The following is a 13911-nucleotide window of genomic DNA, read 5'->3' on the forward strand; positions in this document are numbered from 1 at the left end:
GGCCGCGCCGCGCGAATCCGCCGACTCCCCGCCAGCATTTTCGAACATGTGTACGATGACCGCCATGGCGGCTGCTGCGCGTTCCACCGACCGACCCGGAGCCCTCGAGATCACCCGGAAGCTGGCCGAGATCTGTGGCCGGCCGTTCGCCCGTTTCGCCGGCCCGGCCGACGAGGTGGCCGGGCGCACCGCCCGCTGGGTGGCCGTGCCGGGCGGCCCGCGTGCCGCCGCCGAGGTGCTCCGGCTGGCGGCGGCGCACGACCTGACCGTGGTGCCGCGCGGCGCCGGCACGAAGATCGACTGGGGCGCCGCCCCGGCCCAGGTCGACATCATGCTCGACACCGGCCGGCTGGCCGGCGTCTGGCACGAGCCGAGGGACGCCGCGGTCGCCGAGATCGGCGCCGGCACGCCGCTGCGGGCCGTCCAGGCCACGCTGGGCCGCACCGGCCGGCGGCTCCCGGTCGACGCGCCCTCGCCGGGCGCCACGCTGGGCGGGGTGCTCGCCGCCGACGAGGCCGGCCCGCTGCGCCACCGGCACGGCGGCCCGTGCCCGCAGCTCGTCGGCGTGCGCTACCTCGACGCCGACGGCGAGCTGGTCAGCGTCGGCGAGCCCGGCACGGCGCGGCTCGGGCGGGCGGCCCCGGCGGCCGGCTCCGACGGCCTGTTCGCCGCCGCTTCCGCCGGTGGTGGTGACGCGGTCCTCGGGCGCGGTGACCTGCCGGGGCTGGACGTGGCCCGGCTGCTCTGCGGCTCGCAGGGCGGCCTCGGGGTGCTGGTCTCGGCCACCATGCGGGTGCAGGCCGTGCCGGCCGGCCGGGTCTGGGTGTCCCGCCCGCTCTGGTCGCCGTTGGAGCTGCCCGACCTGGTCCGCGCGGTGCACGCCGCCGGGGTCGAGCCGGCCGCCGTCGAGCTGGACGTGCCGGCGCCGATCCCCCTGCCCCGCCGCCGGATCCCCGCCAGCCATCCCTCGGTGGCCGGCCGCCCCGACCATCCGGCGGTGACCGGGCGGCCCGCGGTGGGCAGCCTGGTGGTGCTGCTGGAGGGCGGCCCGTCCGACGTGGCGGAGCGCGCCGAGCGGTTGACCGCCGTGCTCGGCGGCGGGGCCGCGGTCAACCACCACGCACCCGAGTGGTGGGGGCGCTACCCGTTCGCCCCGGGCGACACGGCGCTGCGCGTCGACGTGCCGGCCACGGACCTGCACTCCGCGGTCTACGCGCTGCGCGACGCCGCCGGCACCCCGATGCCGGTGCGCGGCTCCGCCGGGATCGGCTCCGCCTATGCCGCGCTGCCCGGTGCGCTGTCGCCGGAGCGGGTCGCCTCGATCCTCACCGCGGTCCGCGACGTGCTGATCGCCCGACAGGGCCGCTGCGTGGTGGTGGCGGCGCCGGCCGAGGTGCGCCGTGCCGTCGACCTCTGGGGCGAGCTGCCCGCGTTGCCGCGACTGCGCAGCGCCAAGGCGCACCTGGATCCGCACCGCCGCTTGGCCCCCGGCCGCCTCCCCGGCGGCCTCTGACCGGGTCGTGTCGCGACCGTCCGGGAAGGCGACGCCCGGACCTTGTCGGGCGTGTCGTCGGCGGCAGAGCAGTGAGGTCGAGAGCGATATACCTCTCGGTCATGAATATGACTCAGAGGTATGCCGCCTCTGGCCCGGCATCCCCGTGGAGCCGTTACCTGGCGTAACCAGAAGCCGAGCGGCCCGGGCGCCTCAGAGGATGTCGTTGCGGAGGACCAGGACGGCTATGTCGTCGCGCGGGGGTTCGGGGGAGAAGGCGATGGTGGCGGCGCGCAGTCGCGCGGCGACCACGTCGGCGGAGTAGCCGGCCAGCGGCGCCGCCGACTCGCGCAGCCGCTCGGTGCCGAACAGCTCCCGGCCGCGCCGCCGCTCGGTCACCCCGTCCGTATAGAAGATCAACGCGTCGCCCGGCTTGAGCGCCAGCTCGGCCGTCGGCGTGGTGATGGTGTCGAGCAGGCCGAGCGCGGTGCCGCTGGCGCCGACGAACATCGCGCCGCCACCGCCGTGCAGCAGCACCGGCCGGTCGTGGCCGGCCAGGTGCAGGGACACGTCGAGCTGGTCGCCGTCGCCGGGCGCGACCGCCGCCAGCGCCAGCGTGCAGTAACGCCCGCCGCCACGCTCGACGAGCGTCTCGTTGAGCCGGCCGAGCACCTCCGGCAGCGGCTTGCCGTCGCCCACCAGCACCCGGATCACGTCCCGGACCAGGCCGGTCACGGTGGCCGCCTGCACGCCCTTGCCGGAGACGTCCCCGACCACCACCAGCCAGCGGTTGTCCGGCAGCGGCACCACGTCGTAGAAGTCGCCGCCGACCTCGGCGTCGTCGCCGGTCGGCACGTACTCGGCGGCGAAGCCGATGCCCTCGACCACCGGCAGCACCGGCGGCAGCAGCGACTTCTGGAGGGCCTGCGCGACCCGGCGGCGCTCGGCGTGGATGCGGGCGTTCTCGATGGCGAGCGCCGCCCGCCGGGCCACGTCCTCCAGCACCGAGACCTCGTCGGGGTCGTGCCGGTGTCGCTGGTGCCGGCCCACGGCGAGCGTGCCGAGCCGCTGCCCGCGGGCGATCAGGGGTACGGCGAAGCCCTCCATCGGCCCGCCCAGCGGCACCTGCGTCTGGCTGCGGGACGCCTCGCGCAGCCGGGACTGGATCGAGTCCGGGCCGGTCTCGGCGAGGACCCGGTGCAGGTGCGGCAGCATCGCCTCGTCGGCGTGGCTGGACGCGGCGAGGCGCAGCCGCCCCCACTCGTCGGTGGTGTGCACCGCGCACCACTGGCCGAGCCGGGGCACCACGAGCTGCGGGACGAGCGCCATGGTCAGCTCGACGTCCAGCGACTGGGCGAGCAGCTCACTCGCCTCGGCGAGGAAGGTCAGCCAGGCGGACCGGCGGACGTCGGCGCGGCGCAGCCGGTCGTTCTCCAGGTGCAGCGAGAGCCGCTCGGCGGCGAGCACCGCGAGCGGTCGTGCGTACGCCGAGGGCGCCGCGTCCAGCTCCAGCTCGCCGGCGTACGGGCGGTGCACGGCGAGCGGGACGCGCAGCAGCTCGTTGCCCTCCCGGGGCGCCCGGCCGTAGCGGGCGAACAGCTGGGTGCCCAGCCCGTCCCCGCGGTCCAGCCGGACCGTGCCGCCGGCCGCGCCCACCATCTCGGCGACCCGGGTCAGCAGCCCGGTGGCGAACTCGGGCAGCGGGTCGTCGGCGTACGGGTCGGGGGTGGTCTGCATCAGCTCGCTCATCGCCGCGGCGCTCGGCGTGCCCTGGTCCGGGCGTTCCGCGGTGGCCCGGGGCGGGCCGGCGGACGGTCGGGTGGGCCCGCTCGGGCCGGGCCGGTCGAGGCGGAACCAGACGCCCTTGCCGGTGGGGAGGTAGGTGGTGCCCCACCGGCTGGCGAAGTGGTCGACGAGCAGCAGGCCGCGACCGCGCGCGGCCACCTCGGTGATGTCGGCGGTGGCGTTGCGGACGCCGACGACGAGCTCGTCGACCGGGCCGGAGGCGAAGTCGGTGACGGTGACCGTGAACCCGGCGGGGTCGGCCTCGACCTCGATGTCCAGTTCGGTGCGCGCGTGCTCGACCGCGTTGGTGGTCAGCTCGGTGGTGAGCAGCAGCGCCTCGTTGAGCAACTCGGGCAGGTCGACTTCGAGGAGCATGGCCCGCACCAGCGCCCGGGCCGCCGCCGGGGTGCGCCGGTCGGCGGGGAGGCGGACGCGTCGGACGTGCTCGTCCGCACCGCCGCTGTGGGCCGGCCCCGCCTCCGCTGACACCTCCGTATCCTCCACCGCCGCCGCCCCGGGTGCCAAGCGCCCCGGCCGAACCGGCGACTCGGGCGGATACCCCCCGTGACGCGCCCGCAGCCGGCGGTGACCTCGACGGATCGCGCGGCAGAATGATGGGATGGCCGCGTGTCGGCACGAGCCGGTGGGCCCCGAGCTGAGCGAGGAAAGATGACCACGGCGAAACAGTCGGTGACCGCGGATCCGTCCGCCGCCGACCACGAGGCGCTCCTCGGCGAGCTGGTCGAGGCGTTGCAGCGGGTGGCTCGCGGCGACCTCCGGGTTCGCCTGCCGCGACGGGCGGGTCGTTCCGGCGAGGTGGCCGACGCGTTCAACGACGTGGTGTCGCTCCAGGAGCGGCAGCATCTGGACCTGCGCCGGATCAGCCGCATCGTCGGCCGGGACGGCCGGCTGACCGAGCGCCTCGACGACGAGGGCCTGGAGGGTTCCTGGGCGGAGGGGCAGCGGGCGGTCAACTCGCTGATCGACGACCTGGGCCGGCCGGCCACCGAGATCGCCCGGGTCATCGTGGCGGTGGCCGACGGCGACCTGTCCCAGCACATGGCGTTGGAGATCGACGGGCGTCCGCTGCGCGGGGAGTACCTGCGGATCGGCCGGACCGTGAACACCATGGTCGACCAGCTCTCGTCGTTCGCCGACGAGGTGACGCGGGTGGCCCGTGAGGTGGGCACGGAGGGCAAGCTGGGCGGCCAGGCCGACGTGCGCGGCGTGGCCGGCACCTGGAAGGACCTCACCGACTCGGTGAACACCATGGCGTCGAACCTGACCGGCCAGGTGCGGTCGATCTCGCAGGTGGCGACCGCGGTGGCGAAGGGCGACCTGTCGCAGAAGATCACCGTCGGGGCGCGCGGCGAGGTGGCCGAGCTGGCCGACACGATGAACTCCCTCACCGACACGCTGCGCCTCTTCGCCGAGCAGGTGACCCGGGTGGCCCGTGAGGTGGGCACCGAGGGCAAGCTCGGCGGTCAGGCGCAGGTGCCGGGCGTGGCCGGCACCTGGAAGGACCTGACCGACAACGTCAACTCGATGGCGTCGAACCTGACCTCCCAGGTCCGCAACATCGCCCAGGTGTCGACAGCGGTGGCGAAGGGCGACCTGAGTCAGAAGATCACGGTGGCGGCGCAGGGCGAGATCCTGGAGCTGAAGGACACCGTGAACACGATGGTGGACCAGCTCTCGTCGTTCGCCGACGAGGTGACCCGGGTGGCCCGCGAGGTGGGCATCGAGGGCAAGCTGGGCGGTCAGGCGCAGGTCCGCGGTGTCTCCGGCACCTGGCGCGACCTCACCGAGAACGTCAACCAGCTCGCCGGCAACCTGACCAGCCAGGTCCGGAACATCTCCCAGGTCTCCACCGCGGTGGCGAAGGGCGACCTGGGCCAGAAGATCACCGTGGACGCGCAGGGCGAGATCCTGGAGCTGAAGAACACCGTCAACACGATGGTGGACCAGCTCTCCTCGTTCGCCGACGAGGTGACCCGGGTGGCCCGTGAGGTGGGCACCGAGGGCAAGCTGGGCGGCCAGGCCCAGGTGAAGGGCGTCTCCGGCACGTGGCGGGACCTGACCGACAACGTGAACTCGATGGCGTCGAACCTGACCAGCCAGGTGCGGAACATCGCGTCGGTGACCACGGCGGTGGCGCGGGGCGACCTGGGTCAGAAGATCACGGTGGACGCCCGGGGCGAGATCCTGGAGCTGAAGTCGACGGTGAACACGATGGTGGACCAGCTCTCGTCGTTCGCGGACGAGGTGACGCGGGTGGCCCGCGAGGTGGGCACCGAGGGCAAGCTCGGCGGCCAGGCCCAGGTGCGCGGCGTGGCGGGCACCTGGCGGGACCTGACCGACAACGTGAACTCGATGGCGTCGAACCTGACCGCCCAGGTGCGGAACATCGCCCAGGTGTCGACAGCGGTGGCGAAGGGCGACCTGAGTCAGAAGATCACCGTGGACGCGCAGGGCGAGATCCTGGAGCTGAAGTCGACGGTGAACACGATGGTGGACCAGCTCTCCTCGTTCGCGGACGAGGTGACGCGGGTGGCCCGCGAGGTGGGCACCGAGGGCAAGCTGGGCGGCCAGGCCCAGGTGAAGGGCGTCTCCGGCACCTGGCGGGACCTGACCGACAACGTGAACTCGATGGGGTCGAACCTGACCAGTCAGGTCCGCAACATCGCGTCGGTGACGACCGCGGTGGCGCGGGGCGACCTGGGTCAGAAGATCACGGTGGACGCGCAGGGCGAGATCCTGGAGCTGAAGAACACCGTCAACACGATGGTGGACCAGCTCTCCTCGTTCGCGGACGAGGTGACCCGGGTGGCCCGCGAGGTGGGCACCGAGGGCAAGCTCGGCGGTCAGGCCCAGGTGCGCGGCGTCTCCGGCACCTGGCGCGACCTCACCGAGAACGTCAACCAGCTCGCCTCGACGCTGACCACGCAGCTACGCGCCATCGCGCAGGTCTCCACGTCGGTGACCCGCGGCGACCTGACCCAGCGGATCAACGTGAAGGCGCAGGGCGAGGTCGCCGACCTGAAGGACAACATCAACCAGATGATCGTCACCCTCCGGGAGACGACCAAGAAGAACGCCGAGCAGGGCTGGCTCGACTCGAACCTGGCCCGCATCGGCGGCCTGCTCCAGGGCCAGCGGGACCTGGGCGAGGTCTGCCGCATGATCATGATGGAGGTGACCCCGCTGGTCGACGCGCAGCTCGGCGCGTTCTTCCTGGCGGACAGCTCCGAGGGCAGCATGCGGTTGCGGCTCACCGCCTCCTACGGCTACGTGGCCCGCGGCCACGACGTGACGTTCGGCCCGGGCGAGGGGCTGGTCGGGCAGGCCGCCCTGTCCCGCCGGACGATCCGGGTCAAGGCGCAGCCGGGCGGGCGGCTGGTGGTGCGCTCCGGGCTGGCCGACACGCCCCCGGCCGACCTGGTGGTGCTCCCGGTGCTGTTCGAGGGGGAGCTGCTCGGCGTGATCGAGTTCGCCGGCGTGACCACCTTCTCCGAGCTGCACCTGTCGTTCCTGGAGCGGCTGGTGCTCACCATCGGCGTCGCGGTCAACACCATCCAGGCCAACCGGCGTACGGAGGAGCTGCTGGCGCAGTCGCAGCGGCTGGCGCACGAGATGCAGGACCAGTCGGCGGAGTTGCAGCGCACCAACGCCGAGCTGGAGGACAAGGCGAAGCTGCTGTCGGAGCAGAAGGCCAACATCGAGACACAGAACCGGGAGATCGAGCTGGCCCGGCTGGGCCTGGAGGAGAAGGCGCAGCAGCTCACCCGCGCGTCGGCGTACAAGTCGGAGTTCCTGGCCAACATGAGCCACGAGCTGCGGACGCCGCTGAACTCGCTGCTGCTGCTGGCGCGGCTTCTGGCGGAGAACCCGGAGCGGAACCTCAGCGCGAAGCAGATCGAGTTCGCCCGGACCATCCACGGCGCCGGCTCGGACCTGCTCTCGCTGATCGACGACATCCTCGACCTGTCCAAGATCGAGGCGGGCCGGATGGACGTGGAGCCGGCCGAGGTCCACTTCTCCGAGATCCGCGGCTACGTCGAGCAGGCGTTCGCGCCGCAGGCGGAGGAGAAGGGGCTGGACTTCCAGGTCCGGGTCAGCCGGGAACTGCCGCCGGCCCTGGTCACCGACGCCCAGCGGTTGCAGCAGATCCTGCGCAACCTGCTGTCGAACGCGGTGAAGTTCACCGACAACGGGGCGGTGACGCTGCGCATCGGGCCGGCCGCCGAGAACGCGGTCTTCGACGTGCCGGCGCTGACCAACGCCCGGCGGGTCGTCGCGTTCACCGTCATCGACACCGGGATCGGCGTCTCGGACGACAAGCTCTCGCTGATCTTCGAGGCGTTCCAGCAGGCGGACGGCACGACCAGCCGGCGCTACGGCGGCACCGGGCTGGGCCTGTCGATCAGCCGGGACCTGGCCCGCCTGCTCGGGGGCACGATCACCGTGTCGTCCGCGCCCGGGCAGGGTTCGACGTTCACCCTCTTCGTACCCGATGTGCTGGCACCGGACGCGGTGGTCGCGCCGGCGCCACCGTCGCCGAGCCGCGCGGGCCTGCCGTCGTCGCTGCTCATGCCGATGGAGCTGCCGCAGCCGCAGGAGACGCCGGCGACCCGCCGGCTGGACGGGGTGACCGTCCTGATCATCGACGACGACGTCCGGAACGTGTTCGCGCTGACGTCCGCGTTGGAACTGCACGGGATGACCGTGTTGTACTCGGACAACGGCGTGGACGGCGTACGCCAGCTCGCCGAGCATCCGGAGGTGGACATCGTCCTGATGGACGCCATGATGCCGGACCAGGACGGCTACGAGACGACCGCGCAGATCCGTCGCAACCACCGCTTCGCGGACCTGCCGATCGTGTTCCTGACCGCGAAGGCGATGCCCGGCGACCGGGAGTCGGCGCTCGCGGCCGGCGGCAGCGACTACATCACCAAGCCGGTGGACCTGGACGAGCTGATCGGGCTGATGGCGTCCTGGATCGGCCGCAGCAAAGGCGAGGAGAACGCGTGACGCAGACGGCCAAGGCCCTGCTGGTGGACGACCGGCGGGAGAACCTGATGGCGCTGGAGGCCATCCTCCAGGGGCTCCCGGTGCAGTCGGTCGCGGTGGAGAGCGGTGAGGCCGCGCTCAAGCAGTTGCTGGTGGACGACTTCGCGGTGATCCTGCTGGACGCCCAGATGCCGGACATGGACGGTTTCGAGACCGCCACCCACATCAAGCGGCGCGAGCGCACCCGGCACATCCCGATCATCTTCCTCACCGCGGCGGACAAGGACGCCCAGCTCGCGCTGCGCGGCTACCAGGTCGGGGCGGTCGACTACCTGACCAAGCCGTTCGACCCGTGGGTGCTGCGGGCCAAGGTGACCGTCTTCGTCGAGCTGTGGGTGAAGACCCGGCAGCTCGCCGCCCAGTCGGATCTGGTCCGGGAGCGGGACGTGCAGTGGCGGCACCTCGCCGAGGCGGTGGACACCGCTACCGCGTTGCTGCGCGCCGACGACGACCCGGCGTCCCGGGAACGGGCCGCGGACGTGCTGGAGCAGGCCCGCTGGGGCAACACCCGCTGAGTGCTCAGCCGCCGTGCCCGGTGGCGGCCCGCCGGGCCCGCCACCGTTCGCCGAGCGACTCCACCTCCTCCTGTACGAAGAGGAAGAAGTCCCGCATCTCGGCGACCCGTTCGCCGGCCGGGGTGCTGCGGCCACGCAACGCGTCGACGCCGCCGCCGGCGATGTCGATGAAGTTCTTGTAGAGGTTGGTCTTGGTGATGGTCGCCTCGTACCAGGGGTTGTCCGGCATCCGGTAGCGGTCGCGCCGGGAGCCCTTGACCGGCTCGCGGACCAGCATGGCGAACTGGGTCAGGTAGCGCACCGCGCCGGAGACGGCCGCCGCGCTGACGCCCAGCCGCTCGCCGATCTCGCCCGCGGTGAGCGGGTCGTCGGCGCTCATCACGGTGAACAGGACCCGGCCGGCCATCCGAGGGAAGCCCACGTCGGCGAAGGCCATCGCCATCCGTTCGACGAAGAGGTGGACCTCTTCCTCGTCGTGGTGGGACGGCTCGGTCATGGTCGGCTCCTCGACACTCACGCTGTGACCCTACAGCCTTCACAAGTTTATGAAATCAGCGTAACTTCCGAAGTATGGAAAACACCATTGAGGTGTCCGGCCTGGTGAAGACGTTCGGCCGGACCCGGGCGCTCGACGGACTCGACCTGAGCGTCCGCACCGGAGAGGTGCACGGCTTCCTGGGCCCCAACGGCTCGGGCAAGTCGACCACCATCCGGGTGCTGCTCGGCCTGCTGCGGGCGGACGCGGGGGCCGCCCGACTGCTCGGCGGCGACCCCTGGCAGGACGCCGTCGCGCTGCACCGCCGCCTCGCGTACGTGCCAGGCGACGTCACACTCTGGCCCAACCTCAGCGGCGGCGAGGTGATCGACCTGCTCGGCCGGCTACGTGGCGGGCTCGACCCGCACCGCCGCGCCGAACTGCTGGAGTCGTTCGAGCTGGACCCGCGCAAGAAGGGCCGCACCTACTCCAAGGGCAACCGGCAGAAGGTCGGCCTGGTGGCCGCGCTCGCCTCCGACGTGGAGCTGCTCATCCTCGACGAGCCGACCTCCGGGCTCGACCCGCTGATGGAGGAGGTCTTCCAGCACTGGGTCCGCCGGGCCCGCCAGGACGGCCGCACCGTGCTGCTCTCCAGCCACATCCTCGCCGAGGTGGAGGCGCTCTGCGACCGGGTCACCATCATCCGGGCCGGCCGCGCCGTCGAGTCCGGCACCCTCGGCGACCTGCGCCACCTGCACCGCACCGCGATCGACGCCGAGGTCACCGCGCCGCTCGACGGGCTGGCCGACCTGCCCGGCGTGCACGACCTGCGGGTGGACGGCCACCGGGTGCGCTTCGACGTGGACGCGGCAGCGCTGGACGCCGCGCTGCGCCGCCTCACCGAGCTGGGCGTCCGCAGCCTGGTCAGCACGCCGCCGACGCTGGAGGAGCTGTTCCTGCGGCACTACGAGACCGCCCCGGCGGAGGTGCTCTCATGAGCGCGTTCACCGGGACCCGGCACCTGGCCCGGCTGATCCTGCGCCGGGACCGCGTCCTGCTGCCGCTGTGGGTGCTGATCCTCGCCGTGCTGCCGATGTCGTACGCGACCAGCTTCTTCGAGCTGTTCCCCACCGCCGCCGAGCGGGCCGCGTACGCCGAGGGCACCGCGCGCAACCCGTCCATCGTCGCGCTGCTGGGCCCGGTCTACGGCGACAGCGTCGGCGCGTTGACCGCCCAGCGCAGCGGCTTCCTGCTGGTGATCGTCGCGCTGGCCAGCCTGCTCACGGTGATCCGGCACACCCGCACCGAGGAGGAGGCCGGCCGGCGGGAACTGCTCGGCGGCAGCGTGCTCGGCCGGCACGCCGCACTGACCGCCGCGCTGCTCGTCACGTACGCGGCCGACCTGCTGCTCGGGCTGCTCACCGCCGCCGGGCTCGCCTCGACCGGGCTGCCGGCCGCCGGCTCCTGGGCGTACGGCCTCGCCGCCGCGCTGACCGGGATGGTCTTCGCCACGCTCGGCGGGCTGGCCGCACAGCTCACCGAGACCGCCGGCGGGGCACGGGGGATCGGCCTGGCCGGCCTCGGCGCCGCGTTCGGGCTGCGCCTGGTCGGCGACACCGCCGGCAACGACTGGCCGAGCTGGCTGTCGCCGCTGGGCTGGGCGGCCCGGGTCCGGGCGTACGAGGGGGACCGGTGGTGGGTGCTGCTGCTGCCGCTGGTCGCCACGGCGTTGCTCGCGGCGCTCGCGTACCCGGTCTCGGTCCGCCGCGACCTCGGCGCGGGCCTGCTGCCGCCCCGACTCGGCCCGGCCACCGCCGGCGGCGCGCTCTCCGGTCCGTTCGGCCTGGCCTGGCGGCTGCACCGGGGGCAGCTCCTCTGGTGGTCGGTCGGGTTCGGCCTGCTCGGGCTGATCCTGGGCGGCGCCGCCGAGGCGGCCGGCCGCTCGGTGGAGGGGAACGCGCGGCTGGAGGAGATCATGGCCCGGATCGGTGGGGCCTCCGGGCTGGCCGATGCCTACCTGGGCGCCACGCTGAGCCTGGCCGGGCTGGCCGCGGCCGGGTACGGCATCCAGGCCGCGCTGCGGATGCGCGTGGAGGAGACCGCCGGCCGGGCCGAGCCGGTGCTCGCCACCGGCACGCGCCGCTCGACCTGGTTGCTCTCGCACGTGGCGTTCGCGCTGCTCGGCCCCGTCGTGGTGCTCGCGGTGACCGGCCTGGCCACCGGCCTGACGTACGGGTTCAGCGTGGGTGACGTGCCGCGGCAGGTGGGCCGGATGCTCGGTGCCGGGCTGGCTCAGGCGCCGGCCGCGTGGGTGCTGGCCGGGCTCGCCGTGCTGCTCCACGGGCTGCTGCCCCGACTCGCGTCGGGCGCGTGGGCGGTGCTGGCCGCCTGCGTGCTGCTCGGCCAGCTCGGCGCGGTGCTGAACCTGAACCAGTGGCTGCTGGACCTGTCCCCGTTCACGCACACCCCCCAGGTGCTCCGCCCCACCTGGACCTCAACCCCGCTGATCCTGCTGACCGCCCTGGCGGCAACCCTCACCCTGACCGGCCTGCACACCTTCCGCCGCCGCGACCTCCCCGTCACCTGACTCCGTGGATCTTGCACTTTCGGCCCCGACGTAAGGGATGAATCACCTAAACGTGGGGCCGGAAGTGCAAGATCGCGGGGAGGGAGGGGGTCAGCGGATCATCAGGGCGCTGCGGAGGCCGGTGATGTCCAGGACGCGGAGCAGGAAGTCGCCGACGTTGCTCAGCATCAGCACGCACTGCGCGTGGCTGGCCTTGCGACTGAGCACCACCAGCGTGCCGAGGCCCTGCGAGTCGCAGAAGGTGACGCCGCCCAGGTCGAGCACGATGCGCGGGGGCGGATCCGCCAGCACCTCGTTGACCACGGTCGAGAGCTGGGCAGCCGTGAGCATGTCGATCTCACCGGCCAGGCGAAGCACGGCTTCGTCACCCGTCCGGTGCACGGTGATGGACAGTTCGGCACGATCCACCCGGTCAGCCTATCGCGATCCCCACCAACGGGCCCGTCGAGCGCTCCCGCACCCCCACCCGCCACCCCCCACCCCCACCCCGCGTGGTCGGCCGCTGTTTCACGGAAAGAGTGGCCATGGAACGCGAAATGGCCACTCTTTCCGTGAAACAGCGCGGGGGTGGGTGGGTGAGGCGGGTAACGCGGGGGACGGGGTGCTGGTGGGGGAGGGGGCGGGCGCTGACACAATGGGGGCATCGTGACCGAGACCTTTTCCGCCGGATCCGGCCGTTACCCGGCCGACGCTCCGGCCTCCGAGGCCCTGTTCGACCGCGCCAAGGCCCTGGTGCCCGGCGGGGTCAACTCCCCTGTGCGTGCGTTCCGTGCGGTCGGCGGCACCCCACGCTTCATGGTCCGGGGGGAGGGGCCGTGGCTGTTCGACGCCGACGGCCGGCGCTACGTCGACCTGGTCTGCTCCTGGGGCCCGCTGATCCTCGGCCACGCCCATCCGGCGGTGGTCGAGGCGCTGCGCGAGGCCGCCGCGCTGGGCACCAGCTTCGGCACCCCCACCCCCGGTGAGGTGGACCTGGCCGAGGAGATCGTCGCGCGGACGCCGGTGGAGCAGGTACGCCTGGTCAACTCCGGCACCGAGGCGACCATGTCGGCGATCCGGCTGGCCCGGGGCTTCACCGGCCGCGCCAAGATCATCAAGTTCGCCGGCTGCTACCACGGCCACTCCGACGCGCTGCTCGCCGCCGCCGGCTCCGGCGTGGCCACGTTCGGCCTGCCCGACTCGCCCGGCGTGACCGGGGCGGCGGCCGGCGACACCATCGTGCTGCCGTACAACGACCTGCGGGCGGTGGAGGAGGCGTTCGCCGCCGAGGGTCCGCACATCGCCGCGGTCATCACCGAGGCGGCGGCCGGCAACATGGGCGTGATCGCGCCCCGCGACGGCTTCAACGCCGAGCTGGCCCGGATCGCCCACGCGCACGGCGCGCTGCTCATCGTCGACGAGGTGATGACCGGGTTCCGGGTCTCCCGCGCCGGCTGGCACGGCCTCGACGCCTCCGACGCCGACCTGTGGACGTACGGGAAGGTCATGGGTGGGGGCCTGCCCGCAGCGGCGTTCGGCGGGCGCGCGGAGATCATGGCGAGGCTGGCCCCGGCCGGCCCGGTCTACCAGGCCGGCACGCTCTCCGGGAACCCGCTCGCCTGCGCGGCCGGCCTGGCCACGTTGCGGCTCGCCGACGACGCGCTCTACCGGCGCCTCGACGAGACGTCCGCCGCGCTGGGCAAGCTCGCCACCGAGGCGCTGTCGGAGGCCGGCGTGCCGCACCGCCTCTCCACCGCGGGCAACATGTTCTCGATCTTCTTCACCGACGCCGACGTGCACGACTACGACAGCGCCCGCACCCAGCAGGTGCCGGCGTTCAAGGCGTTCTTCCACGCGATGCTCGCCGGCGGCGTCTACCTGCCGCCGAGCGCGTTCGAGTCGTGGTTCGTCTCGGCGGCGATCGACGACGCCGCGTGGGAGCAGATCGCCGCCGCCCTGCCGGTGGCGGCGCGCGCGGCGGCAGCGGCCGGAAACGGGGGGTAAC

Annotated in this window: 9 protein-coding genes; 6 read left to right on the forward strand and 3 right to left on the reverse strand. The window is 73.2% G+C overall.

Going from position 1 to position 13911, the window contains the following annotated elements:
• Positions 1 to 64 precede the first annotated feature (64 nt).
• Complete coding sequence (locus ACH495_RS02375; protein WP_396855958.1) at positions 65 to 1513, forward strand: FAD-binding oxidoreductase; 1449 nt, start codon at positions 65 to 67, stop codon at positions 1511 to 1513.
• A 192-nt stretch (positions 1514 to 1705) separates the two neighbouring features.
• Here the strand turns inward: ACH495_RS02375 and ACH495_RS02380 are convergent, their stop codons facing one another.
• The gene (locus ACH495_RS02380; RefSeq protein ID WP_396855959.1) at positions 1706 to 3766 is read right to left on the reverse strand and encodes a SpoIIE family protein phosphatase; all 2061 of its coding nucleotides are present in this window, start codon (positions 3764 to 3766) and stop codon (positions 1706 to 1708) included.
• A 180-nt stretch (positions 3767 to 3946) separates the two neighbouring features.
• On the opposite strand from ACH495_RS02380, the gene ACH495_RS02385 reads away from it, so the two are divergent.
• Complete coding sequence (locus ACH495_RS02385; RefSeq protein WP_396855960.1) at positions 3947 to 8311, forward strand: HAMP domain-containing protein; 4365 nt, start codon at positions 3947 to 3949, stop codon at positions 8309 to 8311.
• A complete protein-coding gene (locus ACH495_RS02390; RefSeq protein WP_396855961.1) occupies positions 8308 to 8865 on the forward strand; it encodes a two-component system response regulator in 558 nt (185 codons plus the stop codon). Before ACH495_RS02385 ends, ACH495_RS02390 begins: the two co-directional genes overlap by 4 nt.
• Before the next feature lie 4 nt (positions 8866 to 8869).
• Here the strand turns inward: ACH495_RS02390 and ACH495_RS02395 are convergent, their stop codons facing one another.
• On the reverse strand, positions 8870 to 9382 hold the full coding sequence (locus ACH495_RS02395) for a GbsR/MarR family transcriptional regulator (protein ID WP_396855962.1): 513 nt from the start codon (positions 9380 to 9382) through the stop codon (positions 8870 to 8872).
• Positions 9383 to 9435: 53 nt separating this feature from the next.
• Between ACH495_RS02395 and ACH495_RS02400 the strand changes: the two genes are divergently transcribed.
• Both ACH495_RS02400 and ACH495_RS02405 read left to right on the forward strand, forming a co-directional pair.
• Positions 9436 to 10338: an ATP-binding cassette domain-containing protein gene (locus tag ACH495_RS02400; protein ID WP_396855963.1), complete on the forward strand. Its 903-nt coding sequence runs from the start codon at positions 9436 to 9438 to the stop codon at positions 10336 to 10338.
• Positions 10335 to 11927: an ABC transporter permease gene (locus ACH495_RS02405; RefSeq protein ID WP_396855964.1), complete on the forward strand. Its 1593-nt coding sequence runs from the start codon at positions 10335 to 10337 to the stop codon at positions 11925 to 11927. Before ACH495_RS02400 ends, ACH495_RS02405 begins: the two co-directional genes overlap by 4 nt.
• Before the next feature lie 90 nt (positions 11928 to 12017).
• Here the strand turns inward: ACH495_RS02405 and ACH495_RS02410 are convergent, their stop codons facing one another.
• Complete coding sequence (locus ACH495_RS02410; protein WP_107154615.1) at positions 12018 to 12335, reverse strand: STAS domain-containing protein; 318 nt, start codon at positions 12333 to 12335, stop codon at positions 12018 to 12020.
• A 237-nt stretch (positions 12336 to 12572) separates the two neighbouring features.
• On the opposite strand from ACH495_RS02410, the gene hemL reads away from it, so the two are divergent.
• The gene (hemL, locus tag ACH495_RS02415; RefSeq protein ID WP_396855965.1) at positions 12573 to 13910 is read left to right on the forward strand and encodes a glutamate-1-semialdehyde 2,1-aminomutase; all 1338 of its coding nucleotides are present in this window, start codon (positions 12573 to 12575) and stop codon (positions 13908 to 13910) included.
• Position 13911 lies beyond the last annotated feature (1 nt).

The organism is Micromonospora sp. NPDC018662 (genome assembly GCF_044391475.1).
Classification (GTDB): Bacteria; Actinomycetota; Actinomycetes; order Mycobacteriales; family Micromonosporaceae; genus Micromonospora.